The organism is Phytohabitans flavus (assembly GCF_011764545.1).
GTDB classification, from domain to species: Bacteria; Actinomycetota; Actinomycetes; order Mycobacteriales; family Micromonosporaceae; genus Phytohabitans; species Phytohabitans flavus.
Window position 1 is genome coordinate 4,314,124 of record NZ_AP022870.1, and the last position, 18,413, is coordinate 4,332,536.

Sequence of the window (18,413 nt, forward strand, 5' to 3'; positions counted from 1 at the left end):
CGTCAGGCCCGGTGCGCCTCATCGGTACATGGGCCGCGACTCACCTCGCCCATGGTCGGGCTCGGGAGTCGTACTTTCAGCGGTCGCCGGTCACCATCCACTCGTCGCCGACCTTGGCTACCCGCAGCACCGTGATGCCCAGCGGGTTGGCGCCGACCTCGAGCCACCCGGTGTCGCCGGTCGGGGTGAGGCTCGTGTCACGCAGCTCCTCCCGCTGCCGGTCGGAGAGGCCGCCGAGCATCCGGTCCACGCCGTCCGGGCAGCTGCTGACCGCGTACCGGGTGGCGATCTCCTGCCCGAAGGGCCGGGTCACCAGCGTGCAGGCGAACTCCCCGTCGCCGGTCGCGAGCGACCTGAGGTAGTTGCGCGCCGCGCCCTCGGCCGGATCGGTGCGCTGCCAGGCGTACCCGAGGCAACCGGCCACCACGACGGCGACGAAGGCGACCGCGAGCAGGGCGGCGCGGCGGCGGCGCGGCGGGTTACCCCGGGCACGGGTGCGGTTTGTCTCGTACGCCCACATCGCGATCTCGACCCGGTTACGCACGCCGAGCTTCGTCATCAGGCTGGTGATGTGCGACTTGACGGTGCTCAGCGTGATGAACAGCTCGTCGGCGATCTCCTTGTTCGTCCGACCACGGGCGACCGCGACAAGCACCTGCTCCTCGCGGTCGGTGAGCGCCTCGATCGGCTGCTTCGGCGGCGCGGCCGGGACGGTGTCGGCGAACGCCTTCAGCAGCCGGGTCGTCACGCTCGGCGCGATCAGCGCGTCGCCCTTGGCTGCCGCGTGCACGGCCTGCGCGAGCAGCGCGGGGCCGGCCTCCTTGAGCAGGAAGCCGCGGGCGCCGGCACGCAGCGCCGAGTACACGTAGTCGTCCAGGTCGAAGGTGGTGATGACGACGACCGCCAGCGGATCGGCGACCGAAGGGCCGGCGAGCGCCCGGGTCGCCTCGATGCCGTCCATGCCCGGCATCCGGATGTCCAGCAGGCATACGTCGGGCGGAGCCGCTGGGCGAGCTCGACCGCGCGCCGCCCGTCGCTGGCCTCGCCGACCACCTCGATGTCCGGCTGCGCGTTCAGGATCATGGTGAGACCGGTACGGACGATCTCCTGGTCGTCCGCGACAAGCACACGCACACTCACGCTGGCGCCCCGGCGCGGGGCAGGATCGCGGTGACCGTCCAGCCGCGGTCGGCGTTGGGGCCCGCGGCGCAGGTGCCGCCGAGCAGGTCGGCGCGTTCCATCATGCCGATCAGGCCAAACCCGGGCTGGCTCGCCGGGCGGACGGCGCTGGCCTCGCCGTCGTCGCTGACCCGCAGGTGTACCGAGGTGTCGTCGGCCGCGACGCTGACCTCGATGCGGGTGGCGTGGCGGGCGTGGCGGCGGGCGTTGGTCACCGACTCCTGGGCCAGCCGGTACAACGCCGAGCCGACCGCCGGCGGCAGGTCCTCCATGTCGCCGCGGATGTCCACGTCGACGGCGGGCCCGGCGCGGAACCGGCCGGCGAGCCGCCCGATGTCGGCGACCTGCGGGTTTGGCGCCAGGTCGGCGGGCTGGTCGCGGCGGAGCACCCGGACCATCGCGCGCATCTCGGCCAACGCGCGGGACGCCTCCGCCTCGATCACCTGGAGCGCCTCGACCGCGGCGCCGGGCTGGGTGGCCGAGGCGGCGATACCGGCCTGGGCCCGGATCGCCATCGCCGACACATGGTGCGCGACCGTGTCGTGCAGGTCGCGGGCGATCCGCTCGCGCTCCAGCAGCTTGACCCGGTCGAGCTCACGCAGGCGGGCGCTGGCCCGGAAGCGGACCGCGGCGCCCAGCGCGGCGACACCGAACATCACCGCGAAGCCGGCGATCATCTCGCCGACGCCGATCGTGAGGGCGAAGGTGGAGAGGACGAGCTTGGCCGCGATGAAGGCGGAGCCGATCACGGCCTCCCGGCCGGCGCCCCAGCGGAACAGCGCATACGTCAGGATGACCACGAAGCCCGAGGAGTACATGAGGCAGGGGTCGCCGGGCAGCACGAACGGGGCGACCGCGGTCACGCCGTACGTGATCGCCACCATCCCGAGCGGCTGGGTGCGCCGCCACAGCAAGGTGGACAGCAGCGCGAGCGCCATGACCGCGGAGCCCGCCGGCCACGGCAGGTCGGACCGGAGGATCCCCTCCAGCACGATCGCGGGCACGAACAGGGCGAGCAGCACCCAGTCGCGCCAGACCCGGGCCGGGGCGTTGGGCGCCCGCGGCTCATCCCATACGGAACGCAGACGAGGGTGCACGTTCCTATCGTACGAACCAGGTGCGGCTTCCAGATCGGCCCAAAGTACGACCGATTCGTCCCCGGTACCCGACCCGCCTTTAGGCTCCTGCCATGACGCGTAGGCGGTGGCGGGACGGTGGCAGCCCGGCCGGGCGGGTGACGGTGGTCGAGGTCTTCTTCGACGTGGTGTTCGTCTTCACGCTCACCCAGCTCACCCGGATCCTGGAGGCGCATCTCACGCTCGCCACCGTCGGGCAGGTGCTGCTGCTCTTCGGGATCCTGTGGTGGATGTTCGACGGGTACGTGTGGCTCGCCAACCACGTGCCGCCCGGGAGCCGGAGCAGAAGCTGCTGCTCTTCGTCGGCATGGCCGGGTTCCTGATCGCGGCGATCGGCATCCCGCGCGCGTTCGACGGCACGGGTGTGGTCTTCGGGGTCGGTTACCTGGTGACGATCTGCGTACACCTGCTGCTCTTCACCCAGGCCCGGGTCGGTCGGGCGCTGTCGCTGCTCGCGGTGTACAACCTCGGTGCCGCCCTGCTGGTCCTGGCCGGCGGCTTCGCCGACGGCGCGCTGCGGACCGGGCTGTGGGTGGCGGCGCTGGCGCTCCAGATGGTCGTGCCGTACCTGGTGCCGCGGCACTCCTGGATCGGCACGGTGCGCTCGTTCCACCTGGCGCCGGAGCACTTCGTGGAGCGGCACGGCCTGCTGGTGATCATCGCGCTGGGCGAGTCGGTGGTGGCGATCGGCGCGGGCGTCGACGTCGACCACCTCACCGCGAGCACGGTCGCGGTGGTCGTGCTGGCATTGGCCCTGCCCGCCGGTCTGTGGTGGACGTACTTCACCGACACCCACGCCGCCGAGGTGACGATGAGCCGTGCCACCGGCGGCCCGGCCACCCGGCTCGCGCTGTGGCTGGGGCTGACGCACATCCCGCTGCTGCTGGGCATCGTCTTCACCGCGGCCGGCATCCACGCCGCGGTCGCCCACCCCGGCGACCACACGCACTGGCCGGAGGCGCTGGCGCTGGCCGGCGGTGTCGCGGCGTACCTGTGCGGCATCGCGGAGCTCCGCCGCGCGCTGCGCGTGCGCGGGGTGTGGCGCCGGCTGCTGACCGCCGCGGCGGTGCTGGCCACCGTCCCGATCGGCACCGAGGTCAACGCCGGGCTCCAACTTGTGGCAGTGGTCGGGGTGGTCGCGATCCCGCTGGTCCTGGAGCGCGGGCAGCACTCAGCCCCCGCAAAGCCCTCCACTGTGGAACACACCGGCACCAAGACCTGAGTCATCGGGGGCTTGGATTTACCGGAAATCTTTCGTAACCTGAGCTGGATCCGGGCCGAGGCCCGGACAGTCGTGCGGATCGAGCACCTCGGGCCTGGCGGAGTGGCACCCCGGCCGATGTCACCGTCCCCGGCGCGGGCGAACGCGCGCGCGGGGCGGTCCTCCACATGCTCGCGTGGCCCAATGCCACCGCGGCACCCACCCCACGTGCGAAAGAGGCAACGATGACAAAGCAACTCCGGCGCCGGAAGGCGAGGATCGCGGCCATCTGGTCGGGCGTCCTGGCCGGCGTGGCCGCCGCGGCCGCGATGACGACGGTGATGGCGGGCTCCGCCACCGCCGCGACCACCCTCGGCGCGTCCGCCGCCGAGCGGGGCCGCTACTTCGGCACCGCCGTCGCGGCGAACAAGTTGAGCGAGTCGGCGTACACGACGATCCTCAACCGCGAGTTCAACTCGGTCACGCCCGAAAACGAAATGAAGATCGACGCGACCGAGCCGAACCAGAACCAGTTCAACTACGCGAACGCGGACCGGATCGTGCAGCACGCCCGCTCGCAGGGCATGCAGGTGCGCGGCCACACCCTCGCGTGGCACTCGCAGCAGCCGGGCTGGATGCAGAACATGTCCGGTACCGCCCTGCGCAACGCGATGCTCAACCACGTGACCCAGGTGGCCACCCACTTCCGCGGCCAGGTCGTGGCCTGGGACGTGGTGAACGAGGCCTTCGCCGACGGCTCCAGCGGCGCCCGGCGCGACTCCAACCTGCAGCGCACCGGCAACGACTGGATCGAGGCCGCCTTCCGCGCCGCGCGCGCGGCGGACCCGAACGCCAAGCTCTGCTACAACGACTACAACACCGACGACTGGACGCACGCGAAGACCCAGGCCGTGTACCGCATGGTGCAGGACTTCAAACAGCGCGGCGTGCCGATCGACTGCGTCGGCCTCCAGTCGCACATAAACAACCAGTCGCCGTACCCGAGCAACTACCGCACCACGCTGTCCAGCTTCGCGGCGCTCGGCGTGGACGTGCAGATCACCGAGCTGGACATCGAGGGGGCGAACGCCACCTGGTACCGCAACGTGGTCAACGACTGCCTCGCCGTCCCGCGCTGCAACGGCATCACGGTGTGGGGCATCCGTGACTCGGACTCGTGGCGCGCATCGCAGACCCCGCTGCTGTTCACCGGCGCCGGCGCCAAGAAGCCGGCGTACGACGCGGTGCTCCAGGCCCTGAACAACGGCGTCATCCCGACCACGAGCCCGACGACCGGCCAGCCCACGACGCCGCCGCCGGTGACCACTCCCCCGCCGGTGACGACGCCGCCGCCGGGCCCGGGTGGCTGCACCGCGACCGTCTCACTCCAGTCGTGGACCGGCGGCTTCGTCGCCACGGTACGGGTGACCGCCGGCTCGTCCGGCACCAACGGGTGGCGGGTCACGATGACCCTGCCGTCCGGCGCCACCATCACCAACGCGTGGAACACGACGCGCAGCGGCAACACCGGCACGGTCAACTTCACCAACGTGGCCTACAACGGCCGCCTCACCGCCGGACAGACAACGGAGTTCGGCTTCCAGGGCAACGGCGTAGGCACCGGCATGACCCCAACCTGCACCGCCACCTAAAAACGAACACCCCCGGTGCGGAGGCCTCACCCTCCGCACCGGGGCAGCGGCTCTTCCGCGCCCATTCCACTATGGACTTGAGCTACCGCGATGTCCGCGGTGGTCCAGACCGCTGCTCCCGCGGCCTCACCCTCCGCGCTACACAACCCAACCCCGCGCACAAGCTAGTCGGCCCTTGATCTGCGATGGGATCGGAGCACGCAGCGATCGTGGTACGCAACTGCCCCTGAGGGGCCGCTAAATACCATGATCTGCCGGAGGTTGTGAACCGCGGAGGGTGAGGCCGCGGGAGCAGCGGTCTGGACCACCGCGGACATCGCGGTAGCTCAAATTTCTATTCTGGGCCAGATTCGCAGATGAGCCCGACCACGAAGAGTGTCCGGCTATTCGGCCATTCGGGGGCCTGGCTGTGCGGGGACGGGGCCGGCGTTGTGGTCCGCCGGGTGGCCGTTTGTGCTGTCGTGCTCGCCGGCTGGCTCGACCTGGCCGTTGCGGGGGCTCGGCTCGAAGAGGCCGCGCGCGGGCAGTGGCACCGGCACCTCCGGCCGGTGCGCCACCTCGGGCACGTGCGCCGCCTCAGGCATGTGTGCGGCCTCGGGCATGTGTGCCGCCTCGGGCACCTGCACGGGCTCCGCGGCCGGGATCTCCTCGACCGCCGGGGCCTGCCTCTGGCGGGGTGGGGCGACCTGCGGGTACTCGCCCGTCTGCACGTTGCTCGCGGCGGCCGCCATCACCGCGGCGGCGGCCAGGTCGGCGACCCGCTTCGCCTCGCGCTGCACCCGGGCACGTACCTCCTTGGCGTGCCGCTCGGCGGAGTCCGCGGCGGTGCGGGTCTGCTCCAGCCGGTCGAGCTCGCCGGCCAGGTCCTGCCGTACCGCCCCGAGCTGCTGAAGCAGCTCGGCCACCTCGCGCTCGGCGACGTCACCGTCGTGGCGCACCTGGTTCAGCTGCTGCTGGCCGGTGTCCAGCTCGCTCAGCAGCTGGGTCAGGGCCTGCCGGCGCATCTGGATCTCCTGCTGTACAAGCTGGAGCTGCTGCTGGTGGCTGGCCTGCTGCTCGTCCGCCCGGCGCCGGATGTCGGCCGCGTGCTGCTGTGCCTCCGCCAGCAGCGTGGCCGCGCTCTGCTCGGCCTGCGACCGCTCGTCGGCCATCTTGGCCTGTGCCGCGCTCAGCTGCTCGTTGAGGTCACGCTCGGCGGCCGAACGCCGGTCGGCGAGGTCGCGCTCCACAGTGGCCTGCCACTGGGTCAGCTCCTGGTGGGTGTTCGCCCGAGCGGTCTCGGTCTCCTGCTGCGACTGCGTCCGCGCCGCCTCCACCATCGCCTCGGCGTCGGCCCGCGCCTGCTCAGCCCGCTGGGCGGCCTCCTCGTCGACCTGCCTGGCCGCCTCGACGCTGCGGTCGTGGGCGGCCTCGCCGGCGGACCGTACCCGCTCGGCCAGGTCGCGGGCGTCGGCGAGCGCCTTCTCCGCCTGCGACTCGAGGGCCGCGGCCCGCTCGCCGGCAGCGTTGACGAGCAGCTCGCCCTGCTTTTCGGAGAGCTCCAGGATCTGGTCGACCATCGTGCCGAGATCGCGGAACGATGCCTTCTCCAGCTGCCGCGGCCGATCCCGCAGCTCGACGAGCTCGGCGTGCATCTCGGCGAACTCGGCCCGGTGCTGGTGCAGCTGCGTGGCGAGGTCGCGGGCCTGTGCGATGGCCTGGTCGCGCTCCCTGGCCACTTGAGACATCCCGCTCTCGGCCTGGGCCACGAACCGGTCCACCTGGGTCTTGTCGTAACCACGCAGGGTGACCTGGAACCGCTGGGACGCCGCGCCCTCGGGCGCCATAACCGCCTCACCACGCTGGGACATGCGCATCCTCCATAGGGACCGACAGCGAGCCGGGCCGCCGGCTGAGGGGGGTGGCGACCCGCCGCCCGCAAACGCTACCGTCACCGCGCCGCGAGCCATAGTGGGGTGCCATCACGATCCGACCAGCCGGTCGGCTCGCTGGTCAGGCGTTGGCGAGGCGGGTCACCAGGGTGCGGAGCCAGGGCTGGGAGAGGCCCGGCTCCCCGGCGGTGGCGCGGGCCAAGGCCCGCCGACCTTCCGTGCTGCGGCCGTACGCGACGACCGCGACCGCCTCGGCCAGGGCGTTTCGGGTACGTTCGTCGCGGCCCGGACCGTCCGCCTCGGCAAGCCAGTATTCGGGCCGGCAGGTGCGGCGGCCATGAAGACGAGGTCGCCGTCGCCGCTGCGGGCCAGCACCTTGCCGGCGCACGCGCCAGATCGTCCAGAAACCCGAGCTTCGGCGGGGTGGCGCCGGCCAGCGTTGAGCCGAGCTGGTCGGGGGTGACCAGGTCCCAGCGGAACGGTGGGCCCGGCGCCGGATTGTCCGCGCGGTGATTGTGCCGGTGGTGGGATGGTGAGACCGAAACATCAGAGGGAGGAACGATGAGCACACTCGCCGAACGCCTGGTCGACGCGACGACCGGCGCGCTCGAACTCTTCACCATCCACCTCGGCCGCGAGCTCGACCTCTACACCGAGCTGGCCGACGGGCCGCTCACCTACCCGGAGCTGGCCGAGCGGGCCGGGATCGCACCCCGGTACGCCCGCGAGTGGCTGGAGCAGCAGGCCGTGGCCGGGCTGCTGACCGCCAGCTCGGACGAGGCCGCGCAGGCCCGGCGCTACGGGATCCCGGAGGAGCACCGCGCGGTGCTGCTCGACCCCGAGGACCCGTCCCACGTCGCGCCCCTCGCCGACCTCGTCGCGGGCATCGCCGCCGTGCTCGGCGAGCTCCCGGACGCGTACCGGACCGGCGGCGGCATCCCCTTCTCCGCGTACGGTTCCGCGTTGCGCCGAGGGCAGGGCGGCATCAACCGGCCGCTGTTCCGCCACGAGCTGCCCGACTGGCTCGCCGCCATGCCGGACGTCGGCGAGCGGCTGGCCAGCAAGCCGATCGCCCGCATCGCCGACCTCGGCTTCGGCGAGGGGTGGTCGACGATCGCGCTGGCCCGCGCGTACCCGGGCGCGTACGTGGACGGGTACGACACCGACCAGGCCAGCGTGGCCGCCGCCCAGCGGCACGCCGCCGAGGCCGGGGTGGGCGACCGGGTCACGTTCCAGGTCGCGGACGCCAGCGGGCTCGCCGGCCCGTACGACCTCGTGTTCGTCTTCGAGGCGCTGCACGACATGGCCCACCCGGCGCAGGTGCTCACCGCCGTCCGCGCCGCGCTCGCCGAGGGCGGCACGGTGCTCGTGGCGGACGAGCGGGTGGCGGACACGTTCACCGCGCCCGGCGACGGGGTGGAGCGACTCATGTACGGCTGGAGCGTCAACCACTGCCTGCCCGCCTCGATGTCCGAGGTGGACAGTGCCGCGCTCGGCACCGTGCTGCGCCGCGGTACCGTGCACGAGCTGGCCGCCAAGGCCGGCTTCGCCGTGACGGAGCTGGCCCCGCACAACGACTTCTTCCGCTTCTACCGTTTGGACAGTGCACAGTGAACCTGCGTCAGGTCATGCCGCCGCCGACATCCCACCCGCAACAAGAGATCACGGAACCGATGACCAGGCCGCTCAGGCCGGCGATGGTGCCCGCCAACCACGGGGAACGCTGACCCCGGAGGACGTAGGCCAGGACCACCGCGCCGGCGATCAAGCCGGCGAGGACGGCGGGCACCCCGAAGAGCAATGCCAGGATGCCCGTGCCGGTCCGCTCGTCGAAGCAAAATCCGACGCAGTTCTCGTCCACCACGGTGGGCCGCTGCGACACCCAGAGCACCATGGCGAGAGCCGCGATGGCGAACCAGCCGAACAGCACCGCCACACCCGTCAGGACCCGTCCCGTCGACGGCGCCGCATCCACGGTGTCCATGGTGTGGCGTGTGCCGGCCTCCAGGTAGCGGTCGATCGGCCGAGATCCAGACCGCGCGCGATGTGATCGACTAGTCGTTAAGAGCCACTTGACGGACCCGGGTGGGTGTGGCGGTAACCTACACTCGACATCCGGTCCGGGCTAGCCCGGCGAGCAGCGCGCGGGAGGTGGTCGTGGCGTCGTCAGCGGTGCCCCCGATCGGCGCGCGGCTGCGGGCCGAGCGCCGCCGCCGTGGCGTCAGCATCCGCGGGCTGGCCCGCGAGATCGGCGTCTCGGCGAGCCTCATCTCCCAGATCGAGACGGAGAAGAGCAGCCCGTCGGTCAGCACGCTGTACGCGATCTCGACCGCCCTCGGCATCTCGATCGAGGAGCTGTTCGGCCCGGTGACGGCCGACGAGACCGAGGCCGCCCCGGAGACGGAGGACGCCGACGACCCCGCCGAGGGCGACGAGGCGGCCGGCGTGCGGGTCGTGCGGCTGCCCGCCTTCGCGCCGGCCGGTGACGTGGCCGTCGTGCGGGACGGTCCGGCGGCGGCCGCGCTGCTCACCGCCGCCCTGGCCGCGTCCGGCGCCCCGGTGACCGCGACGCCCGTGGAGGTGGCCGGCAAGCGGGTCGGGCCGGTGATCACGCCGGACGAGCGCGAGGTGCTGACCCTCGACTCAGGAGTGACCTGGGAGCTGCTCGGCCGGATGCCGCACAAGCACGTGGAGTTCCTGCTGATCACGTACCAGCCGGGCGGCACCTCGTCGAGCTCGGGCCTGCTCATGCGCCACTCGGGGATCGAGTTCGGCTTCGTGATCAGCGGCGAGCTGACGCTGTCGCTGGGCTTCGAGACGCACAAGCTGACGGCCGGCGACGCGGTCTCGTTCGACTCGTCCAACCCGCATGCGTACCGCAACGAGAGCGCCGATCCCGCCGTGGGCGTGTGGTTCGTGCTCGAGCGCTGGGCCTGAGCCCAAACACCCCCTGCGCCCCACCCGGGCCCCCTGTGCACCAGGGCGTACATCTGCGCGTTCACAAGATCGCAAGTGTGTAAGTGGTATTGCACACGTGTGAACTAGCAGCTTACACTCCGGCCCTAAGACAGCTCGGAAACCAAGCTGACCCCCACTGGTAACACACGCCGAACCCACCCCCATAAAAGCCGCGTCGTGACCCGTGAGAGGACGGTGTCCAGTGACCCAGGCTGACCAGGAAGGCGTTCCCCGAAGAACGATATTTCGCACCGGCGCGGCCGTCGGTGCCGCCGCCACCATCGGCTCGGTGGCGGGCGCCCAGCCGGCCGCCGCGCACGGACGGCCGTCCGATCAGGACCTCATCCTGCACAACGGCTCGATCCACACGATGAACCGCCGGCACGACGTCGTACGCGCCATCGCCATCCGGGACGGGCGGATCGCGTACACCGGCAACAGCCTCGGCGCCGCGCTGCGGGCGGTGCCCGAGCACCCGCGGGTCGTCGACCTGCGCGGGCGCGTGGCGATCCCGGGCATCATCGACAACCACAACCACATCGTGCTGATGGGCAACCGCCCGGGCCGCCACACTCCACTTGAGAACGCGTACTCGGTCGCCGACGTCCAGCAGACGTACCGGGCGCGGGCGAAGGGCGTGCCGGCCGGCGAGTTCGTCACGACGATCGGCGGGTTCCACTTCAACCAGTTCCGCGAGGTGCGCCTGCCCACGCTCGCCGAGCTCGACGCCGCGCTGCCGAAGCACCCCGCGTACGTGTCGGTCGGCTTCAGCGGCCCGTCGGCGACCAACAGCCTCGGCAAGGCGTTCTTCGAGGCGGCCGGCGTGGTCGTGGGCGCGGACGGCGCGATCGCCGGCGGCACCCAGACCGGCCGGGCCACGCTCGCGCTGCGCCAGACGCTCACCCCCGAGCTGCGGCGGCGCGGCGCGCGCGACGCGATGGCGTACGCGCTCAGCGTCGGCGTCACCACCCACCTGGACCAGGGCGCGTTCCAGGCCACGGGTACGCCGAGCGACGGCGCCGCGCACGAGGACAACTACACGATGCACCTGCCGTTCCTGGAGCTGTACGACCAGGGTCTGGCCCCGGTCCGGCTGCGCATCAACTACCTGCACATGGACACCGACGCAGGCCTGCCGACGCTGGAGCAGCGGCTGCGCAACACGTTCCCGTTCTTCGGCGACGACATGGTGCGGACCGGCGGCATCGGCGAGTTCATCGCCGGCGGCCTCGGGCCCAACTGGCTGGAGGCGGCGAAGCGGGTGGCCCGGGCCGGCTGGCGGGCCGAGGTGCACTCGCTCTCCGCCACCGACTTCCGCACCGAGATCGAGGGCTTCGAAGCGGTGAACGCGGAAGTGTCCATCGAGGACCTGCGGTGGGTCGTGGCGCACGTCCCGTTCATCACCGAGGACTATGTGGACCGGCTCAAGGCGATCGGCGGCGGGCTCAGCCTCACCGGCTGGCGCTACCTCGCCGGCACCGGCACGACCGCCGGGCCGCCGTTCCGGATGATCGTGGACAACGGCATCCACGCCGGCATGAGCTCGGACGGCATGCAGATCGCGCCGATGAACCCGTTCATCCACGCGTACTACGCGGTCACCGGCCGCAACGCGCTGGGCGCCGTCGTCAACGACGGCCAGCAGATCACCCGCCGCGAGCTGCTCGACCTCTACACGCGGGACAACACGTGGTTCCTCGGCAAGGCCGACGAGGACCAGCTCGGCGTGCTGGAGGAAGACCGGCTCGGCGACGTCGTGGTGCTCGACCGCGACTACTTCCGCGTACCCGAGGACGAGATCCGCCAGGTGCGGTCCGTGCTGACCGTCGTCGGCGGCGCGATCGTTCACGAGACCGGGAAGGTGCGTTGAGCATGTTCAAGAAAACGATGACCGTGGCCGCGGCGGCCCTGCTGCTCGTCGCCGCCGCGTGCGAATCCAAGTCACCGTCCGAGGACACGGGCGCGGCCGGCCCGTCCGCGGCGAGCGGTGACCCGATCGTGGTCGGCTCCACGCTCTCGCTCAGCGGCGCGTTCGCCGCGACCGGCGCCATCCACAAGATCGCCGGTGAGCTGTTCGTGGAGCGGCTGAACGCCTCCGGCGGCCTGCTCGGCCGCCCGGTGCGGTGGGTCGTCCGGGACGACGAGTCCGACCAGGCCAAGGTGAGCACGCTGTACGAGCAGCTGATCAGCCAGGAGAAGGTGGACCTGATCATCGGCCCGTACGCGACGCCCAACATCCTGAGCGCCATGGCCGTGGCCGCCCGCCACCGGTACACGATGCCGCAGCACACCGCGGTCATCGCGCCGCTGCTGACGTACGAGTGCCAGTTTCCGGCCTGGTCGATCGGGCCGACGCCGAACCAGTTCGTGCCGACGCAGCTCTTCGAGGCGACCGCCAGCCTGCCCACCCCACCGAAGAGGATCGCGGTCCTCACCAACCAGAACGGGTCGACGGACTTCGTGTCGTACGGCTCCGGCGACAACAAGACCGGCGCGGTCTCCATCACCAAGGACAAGGGCCTGGACCTGGTGCTGGAGGTGCGGTACCCGCCGACGACCACCGACTGGGCGCCGATCGCGGCCCGGGTACGGGACGCCAAGCCGGACCTCGTCATCAACAATGGGCTCGGCGTCGACCCGGTCAACCTGCTCCAGGCGATGGCGCAGCTGAGCTACAAGCCGCCGATGATGTTCAGCCTCTTCCCGGCGCCCGGCCCGCCGCTCGGCCTCGGCCCGACCTCGGACGGGCTGCTGTCGGTCAGCATCTTCGAGCCGAACAAGCCCACATTGGACAAGCTCGGCGGTGACGCGACCACCATCGTGAACGACTTCAAGACGCGTGCCACGGCCGCCAAGCTGCCGTACACGGTCTTCGAGACGCAGGCCGCCTCCTCGTGGAACGCCTGGGAGATCCTGGTCGCCGGCGTCAAGGCGGCCAACGGCACCGACCAGGTCAAGATGTGCGAGGGTCTGCACAACAGCGGCGCGGACACGACGTTCAGCGGCCACCTCACGTTCGACCCGGCCCAGCACAACTTCTGGCCGACGACGCAGACCATCAAGCAGATCCAGAACGGTGACTGGGTGACGGTCTGGCCGGCCGACCGCGCCGCCGGCCAGCTGCGCGGCCCCGCCTGACCCCCGCGACTTAGGGCGGATTCGCCACGCGGATCCGCCCTAGGTCAACGAGAAGGAGGACGCATGACCACCATCCAGGCGGCGCTCAGCGGAATACTGCTGGGCGGGCTGTACGCGCTGATGGCCGCCGGGGTCTCGGTGACCTGGGGTGTACTGCGGATCATCAACCTGGCGCACTTCGGCATGATCCTGCTCGGCGCGTACCTGACGTTCGAGCTGGCCACCGCCTGGCGGGTCAACCCGCTCGTCACGCTGGTGGTAAGCGTACCGGCGATGTTCGTGCTCGGCGGTGCGCTCCAGTGGGCCTTCGACTACCTGCGCATCTCCGAGCTCAACTCGCTACTGATCACGTTCGGCGTGCTCATCGTGGTGGTCCAGGCGGTCAGCAACGTGTGGAGCGCCGACTTCCAGCGGATGGCCGCCGAGGTCAACCCGTACGCGACCGAGTCGGTGCGGCTCGGCCGCTTCGTCTTCCCGTTACCGACGCTGCTGGCGTTCGCGATCGCGCTGCTGGTGATCCTCGGCGCGCACCTGGTGCTGCGGCGGACGTTCATCGGGCGGGCGCTGCGCGCGTACGCCGAGGACCGGCCGATCGCCGCCGCGTTCGGGATCGACCACCGGCGGATCGGGGTACTCCTCGCGGCGGTCACCGGCGCCACCGCGGCGGTCGCCGGGATGCTCTTCTCGCTGGGCAACGCGCTCACCCCGGCGACCGCGTTCGAGTGGTTCGGCACCGTGTTCGCGGTGGTCATCCTCGGCGGCATCGGCCACCTCGTCGGCACGCTCGCCGCCGGGGTACTCGTCGGGCTGCTCTCCAGCGTCGTGTCGGTGGTGCTCTCCCCCGCCACGGCGCCGTTCGTGCTCTTCTCCGCGATCGTCCTCGCCCTGATCGTGCGACCGCAGGGCCTCTTCACCATGGCGGGAGCAGCAAGATGACGCGCCGCTTCGCCATCGGCTTCCCGCTCGTCGTGGCGGTGCTCGCCTGCCTGTCCCTGTACCGGGTCACGCTCGGCTTCCCGCTCTTCTACCTCGCGCTGCTCACGCTGATGTTCTTCTGGGTCACGCAGGCGACGAGCTGGAACGTCCTGTCCGGCTACAGTGGATACTTCAGCTTCGGGCAAGCGGCGTACGTGGGCATCGGCGCGTACAGCACGGCTGTCCTCTTCGGACGCCACGGGGTCAATTTCTACGTCACGATCCTCGTGGCGGCCGGGCTGAGCGCGGTGCTGGCGCTCGCGATCGGGGCGGTCGCGTTCCGGCTGCGCTCGCTGCGCGGGGAGATCTTCGCGCTGCTCACGCTCGCCGTGCCGTTCATCCTCGCCGCGCTCGCCCGGATCAACTCGTCGATCGACGGCGGGCAGGGGATCATCGTCGCGGTGCCGCCGTTCCCCGAAGGGCTCGGCCTCTTCCAGGACTTCCTGTACCTGCTCAACCTCGTCGTCGCCGCGCTCGCGGTGCTTGTCGCGTACCTGATGCAGAAGTCCCGCTTCGGCTGGGCGCTGGCCGCGGTACGGGACGCCGAGGACGTCGCCGAAGGGCTGGGCGTGCCCACCTTCCGGTACAAGATGCTGGCGCTGCTGGCGAGCGCGGTCATCGGCGGCGTGGGCGGCAGCCTCTTCGCGCTACAGATCGGCTTCGTGGCCGTGGACAGTATCTTCCACCTCACTGTGCCGCTCTTCGTCATCGTGATGAGCGTCCTCGGTGGACGGACGCACTGGCTCGGCCCGGTCGTCGGCGTGGTGCTCGTCGTACTGCTCCAGGACCGCCTCACCGCCTCCGGGCTCGGCGAGTGGCAGCTCATCGTGCTCGGCGGGATGCTCGTCGTGCTTGTCGTGCTCGCCCCCGACGGCGTGTACGCCCGGCTCCGCGCCCGCCCGCTGGTCGCGCTCGTGACCGCCGCCGTGGTGGCCGCCGCGGTGTGGCTGCCGGGTGAGCCGCTCGACGCCATCCTCGCCGGCCTGCTCGCCGCGACGGTAGTGGCTCTCCTCCCCGTTCGGCGGCCTCCGGCACCCCCGCCGCCGGAGGCCGCACCCGCTGTTCCGGTCACGGTCGCGCCACCGGCCGAGCCCGTGGCGCCCGGCGAGGTCCTGATCGAGTGCCGAAATGTGGCCCGCTACTTCGGCGGCGTACGCGCCCTCGAAGACGTCTCGCTCACCGTGCGGGAAGGCGAGATCGTCGGGCTCGTCGGACCGAACGGCTCCGGCAAGACCACCCTCGTCAGCCTCCTGTCCGGCAACCTCCGACCCACTCGGGCAGCATCCACGTGGCCGGCAACGACCTCGCCAAGCTCCCGCCGCACCGGGTGGCCCACGCCGGAGTCGCCCGCACGTACCAGATCCCCCGACCGTTCACCTCGATGACCGTGCGGGACAACGTCGCGATGGCCATCATGTTCGGCCGCTCGCCGCGGTCGCTGGCCGCCGCCCGGCGGGACGCCGCCGGGCCGCTCGACGTCGTCGGCATCGGGCACCTCGCCGACGCGTACCCGGACAAGCTCAACCTCCACCAGCGGCAGCTGCTGGAGATAGCCCGCGCCCTCGCCGCCGACCCGAAGGTGCTCCTGCTGGACGAAGCCCTCGCCGGCCTCAACCCCGCCGAGATCGACAACGCGGTCGAGGTGATCCGCCGCGTACACCGTTCCGGCGTCTCCATCGTGATCGTCGAGCACCTGCTGCGGGTGGTGAACCAGCTCGCCACCCGCATCGTCGTCCTCGACCGCGGCACCCGCCTCGCCGACGGCGACCCGCACGAGGTGCTCACCGACCCGGCAGTCGTCCGGGCCTACCTGGGGAAGCGTGCTCATGCTTGAGATCCGGGACCTGGACGCCTTCTACGGCGACGCGCAGGCGCTCTGGGGTGTCACCATGGACGTCCACGATGGAGAGACGGTGGCCGTCCTCGGCACCAACGGTGCCGGCAAGTCCACATTGGTCAACGCCGTCGCCGGGCTGCACGCCAAGCGGCGCGGCCGGGTCGCGGTGGGCGGGGTCGACATCGCCCACCTGCCCGCACACAAGGTCTGCGAGTACGGCGTCGCCGTCGTGCCCGAGGGCCGCCGGGTCTTCCCGGCCATGTCCGTCTACGACAACCTCTGCCTCGGTGCGTACCGCCGCACCGCGCGGGCCGAGTACCGGCAAAGCCTCGACCGCGTCTACGGCATCTTCCCCCGGCTGCGGCAGCGCACCGGGCAGCTCGCCGGCAGCCTCAGCGGCGGCGAGCAGCAGATGCTGGCGATCGGGCGGGCGCTCATGGCCAAGCCCACGCTGCTGCTGCTCGACGAGCCGTCGCTGGGGCTGGCCCCGGTGATGACCGACGAGGTGTTCGAGGCCATCGAGGCGGTCAACGCCCAAGGTGTGAGCGTGCTGCTCGTCGAGCAGGACGTCGACCGTGCGCTGGAGGCGGCCGGCCGCGGCTACCTGCTGGCCGAGGGGCGGGTGGCCGGCAGCGGCACCTCGGCCGAGCTGCGCGCCAGCGACACCGTCCAGCGCAGCGTGCTGGGCATCTGACTCACTCTCTTCTTAGGAGTATCCACAATGCACAGAGATGGCGATACAGCCATGCCTGGATTCGGGCGAAGAGACCTGTTGAAGGCGGGAGCCGCGGTCGGTGTGGCGGGTGCCGTGGCGGTGCCCGGGTCCGCCTCGGCACACGGCAACGGCAAGGCGGAGCGCGTCGCGCTCGTCAACGGCCGGATCCACACGATGGACAAGCGGAGCTCGGTGGTCAACGCCGTGCTCGTGGAGGACGGCGTCTTCACCGAGGTCGGCCGCGACGTCCCGCGCGGCGGCCCCGGCCTCAAGGTGATCGATCTGCGCGGCCGTACCGTCGTGCCGGGCATCATCGAGGGTCACGTGCACATCGTCAGCCTGGCCAACCGGCCCGGCTACCACGTCGTCATCGAGAACGCCCGGAACATCGCGGAGATCCAGGAGATGCTCGCCAAGCGGCGGCGCGGCGTACCGCCGGGCGAGTTCGTCACCGCGATGGGCGGCTGGCACCCGAACATGTTCGCCGAGCGCCGCGTGCCGACGCTGGCCGAGCTCGACGCCGCCGTACCCGACCGGCCGGTGCTGCTCTTCCAGAACTTCAGCGGGCCGGCGCGGACGAACAGCCTCGGCAAGGCGTTCCTGGAGAGCGCGTCGATCCCGGTCGTGGTCGCCGAGGACGGCACGATCGCGGCCGGCACCCAGTCCAACGCCGCGCTGTACCACCTGCGGGTGCGGCAGACGTTCGAGGACAAGAAGCGCAGCACCCGGGACGCGATGGCGTACTCGGCGAGCGTCGGCCTCACCGCGTCGCTGGACCAGGTGCTCTTCCCCACGCCGGGCCCGCTCGCGCCGACGCAGAGCCTGTCCAACCTGGACCACTACCGCATGTACGACTCGTGGCTGGCCGTGCACGCCGACGGCGACGCGATCGTCCGGCTACAGACCAACTTCCTGCACAACCAGAACGACATCAACCTGCCCGAGCTGAAGGAGCGGCTGCGCAACGTCTTCCCGCTCTTCGGCGACGACATGCTGATGACCGGCGCGATCGGCGAGTGGGGCGCACCCGGCGACGGGTCGGGCGCGGCCTGGCTGGAGGCGCAGCGGGTCATCGCGCAGGCCGGGTGGCGCAACACCAACCGCGCGCTGAGCCTGGCCCAGTTCCAGAACATCGTGGCGGCGTACGAGGCGGTCGACGCGGAGTTCGGCATCAGAGACCTGCGGTGGACCGTCCACCATGTACCGTTCGTGACCCCGGAACTCCTCGCTCGGCTCGGCGCACTCGGCGGCAGCGTGCAGGTCGGCACGTTCCGCTACCCGAGCGGTACGGCCGGCGCCAGCGGCTCGCCGTTCCGCGCCATCCTGGACAGCGGCATCCCGCACGCCGGCATCCACATGGACGGGGTGCACATCGCGCCGCTCAACCCGTTCTTCGGGCTGTACTTCGCGGTCACCGGCCGCAACGCGCTCGGCGACCTGATCAACGACGGCCAGCAGATCACCCGGGCCGAGGCGCTGCGGATGTTCACCATCAACAACGCCTGGCACCTGAGCATGGCGGACAAGATCGGCTCGATCGAGAAGGGCAAGCTGGCCGACCTGGTGGTCCTCGACCGCGACTACTTCTCGGTGCCGGCCGAGGACATCAAGCGCATCCGCCCGGTACTGACGATGGTCGGCGGGAACGTGGTGTACGAGCGCTGACCGTACGGCGGGCCCGGTCCCCGGACCGGGCCCGCCAGCATGTCAGCCGCCGCGTCAGGGCCGTGTCAGGTCGGTGGCAGGCCGGG

General features: G+C 71.3%; 15 protein-coding genes and 2 pseudogenes. 12 read left to right on the forward strand and 5 right to left on the reverse strand.

What is annotated here, in order from left to right:
* Positions 1–496: 496 nt before the first annotated feature.
* Positions 497–1,140, reverse strand: a pseudogene (locus tag Pflav_RS45855) (response regulator); the annotation flags it as partial.
* On the reverse strand, positions 1,137–2,276 hold the full coding sequence (locus Pflav_RS18785; protein WP_173037303.1) for a sensor histidine kinase: 1,140 nt from the start codon (positions 2,274–2,276) through the stop codon (positions 1,137–1,139). The pseudogene Pflav_RS45855 and the gene Pflav_RS18785, both read right to left, overlap by 4 nt.
* A 92-nt stretch (positions 2,277–2,368) precedes the next feature.
* On the opposite strand from Pflav_RS18785, the gene Pflav_RS18790 reads away from it, so the two are divergent.
* From Pflav_RS18790 to Pflav_RS18800, 3 genes are all read left to right on the forward strand, one after another.
* A complete protein-coding gene (locus tag Pflav_RS18790) occupies positions 2,369–2,638 on the forward strand; it encodes a low temperature requirement protein A (protein WP_173037304.1) in 270 nt (89 codons plus the stop codon).
* Complete coding sequence (locus Pflav_RS18795) at positions 2,563–3,537, forward strand: low temperature requirement protein A (RefSeq protein ID WP_173037305.1); 975 nt, start codon at positions 2,563–2,565, stop codon at positions 3,535–3,537. The genes Pflav_RS18790 and Pflav_RS18795 overlap by 76 nt, the downstream gene beginning before the upstream one ends.
* Before the next feature lie 224 nt (positions 3,538–3,761).
* Positions 3,762–5,168 carry an endo-1,4-beta-xylanase gene (locus Pflav_RS18800; RefSeq protein ID WP_232071611.1) on the forward strand — a complete coding sequence of 469 codons (1,407 nt, stop codon included), beginning with the start codon at positions 3,762–3,764 and terminating at the stop codon, positions 5,166–5,168.
* Between the two features lie 383 nt (positions 5,169–5,551).
* On the opposite strand, the gene Pflav_RS18805 is transcribed toward Pflav_RS18800, so the two are convergent.
* The gene (locus Pflav_RS18805) at positions 5,552–7,018 is read right to left on the reverse strand and encodes a DivIVA domain-containing protein (protein WP_173037306.1); all 1,467 of its coding nucleotides are present in this window, start codon (positions 7,016–7,018) and stop codon (positions 5,552–5,554) included.
* A 142-nt stretch (positions 7,019–7,160) separates the two neighbouring features.
* Positions 7,161–7,427 carry a hypothetical protein gene (locus tag Pflav_RS18810; RefSeq protein WP_173037307.1) on the reverse strand — a complete coding sequence of 89 codons (267 nt, stop codon included), beginning with the start codon at positions 7,425–7,427 and terminating at the stop codon, positions 7,161–7,163.
* A 173-nt stretch (positions 7,428–7,600) separates the two neighbouring features.
* On the opposite strand from Pflav_RS18810, the gene Pflav_RS18815 reads away from it, so the two are divergent.
* Positions 7,601–8,653, forward strand: a complete 1,053-nt coding sequence (locus Pflav_RS18815) for a class I SAM-dependent methyltransferase (RefSeq protein WP_173037308.1) — start codon at positions 7,601–7,603, stop codon at positions 8,651–8,653.
* Positions 8,654–8,660: 7 nt separating this feature from the next.
* Here Pflav_RS18815 and Pflav_RS18820 read toward each other — a convergent pair whose 3' ends face one another.
* Complete coding sequence (locus Pflav_RS18820) at positions 8,661–9,023, reverse strand: hypothetical protein (protein WP_173037309.1); 363 nt, start codon at positions 9,021–9,023, stop codon at positions 8,661–8,663.
* 173 nt (positions 9,024–9,196) lie between these two features.
* On the opposite strand from Pflav_RS18820, the gene Pflav_RS18825 reads away from it, so the two are divergent.
* The 8 genes and pseudogenes from Pflav_RS18825 (at position 9,197) to Pflav_RS18860 (ending at position 18,327) form a co-directional block, all read left to right on the forward strand.
* On the forward strand, positions 9,197–9,976 hold the full coding sequence (locus tag Pflav_RS18825) for a helix-turn-helix domain-containing protein (RefSeq protein ID WP_173037310.1): 780 nt from the start codon (positions 9,197–9,199) through the stop codon (positions 9,974–9,976).
* 310 nt (positions 9,977–10,286) lie between these two features.
* On the forward strand, positions 10,287–11,867 hold the full coding sequence (locus Pflav_RS18830; protein WP_232071613.1) for an amidohydrolase: 1,581 nt from the start codon (positions 10,287–10,289) through the stop codon (positions 11,865–11,867).
* A 2-nt stretch (positions 11,868–11,869) separates the two neighbouring features.
* On the forward strand, positions 11,870–13,135 hold the full coding sequence (locus Pflav_RS18835) for an amino acid ABC transporter substrate-binding protein (protein WP_173037312.1): 1,266 nt from the start codon (positions 11,870–11,872) through the stop codon (positions 13,133–13,135).
* Between the two features lie 63 nt (positions 13,136–13,198).
* Positions 13,199–14,071, forward strand: a complete 873-nt coding sequence (locus tag Pflav_RS18840; protein WP_173037313.1) for a branched-chain amino acid ABC transporter permease — start codon at positions 13,199–13,201, stop codon at positions 14,069–14,071.
* Positions 14,068–15,653, forward strand: a pseudogene (locus tag Pflav_RS18845) (ABC transporter permease subunit); the annotation flags it as partial. The gene Pflav_RS18840 and the pseudogene Pflav_RS18845, both read left to right, overlap by 4 nt.
* Before the next feature lie 162 nt (positions 15,654–15,815).
* The gene (locus tag Pflav_RS47495) at positions 15,816–15,944 is read left to right on the forward strand and encodes an ABC transporter ATP-binding protein C-terminal domain-containing protein (protein WP_269474631.1); all 129 of its coding nucleotides are present in this window, start codon (positions 15,816–15,818) and stop codon (positions 15,942–15,944) included.
* Positions 15,937–16,641, forward strand: coding sequence for an ABC transporter ATP-binding protein (locus Pflav_RS18855; RefSeq protein WP_173037316.1), 705 nt, complete (start codon positions 15,937–15,939; stop codon positions 16,639–16,641). The genes Pflav_RS47495 and Pflav_RS18855 overlap by 8 nt, the downstream gene beginning before the upstream one ends.
* A 78-nt stretch (positions 16,642–16,719) precedes the next feature.
* Positions 16,720–18,327, forward strand: a complete 1,608-nt coding sequence (locus tag Pflav_RS18860; protein WP_173037317.1) for an amidohydrolase — start codon at positions 16,720–16,722, stop codon at positions 18,325–18,327.
* Positions 18,328–18,413: the final 86 nt, after the last annotated feature.

Coding starts and splice junctions, on each gene's coding strand:
- Pflav_RS18790 (WP_173037304.1), top strand. CDS start 2,369: ATGACGCGTAGGCGGTGGCGGGACGGTGGCAGCCCGGCCGGGCGGGTG.
- Pflav_RS18800 (WP_232071611.1), top strand. CDS start 3,762: ATGACAAAGCAACTCCGGCGCCGGAAGGCGAGGATCGCGGCCATCTGG.
- Pflav_RS18805 (WP_173037306.1), bottom strand. CDS start 7,018: ATGTCCCAGCGTGGTGAGGCGGTTATGGCGCCCGAGGGCGCGGCGTCC.
- Pflav_RS18815 (WP_173037308.1), top strand. CDS start 7,601: ATGAGCACACTCGCCGAACGCCTGGTCGACGCGACGACCGGCGCGCTC.
- Pflav_RS18820 (WP_173037309.1), bottom strand. CDS start 9,023: ATGGACACCGTGGATGCGGCGCCGTCGACGGGACGGGTCCTGACGGGT.
- Pflav_RS18835 (WP_173037312.1), top strand. CDS start 11,870: ATGTTCAAGAAAACGATGACCGTGGCCGCGGCGGCCCTGCTGCTCGTC.
- Pflav_RS18840 (WP_173037313.1), top strand. CDS start 13,199: ATGACCACCATCCAGGCGGCGCTCAGCGGAATACTGCTGGGCGGGCTG.
- Pflav_RS18855 (WP_173037316.1), top strand. CDS start 15,937: ATGCTTGAGATCCGGGACCTGGACGCCTTCTACGGCGACGCGCAGGCG.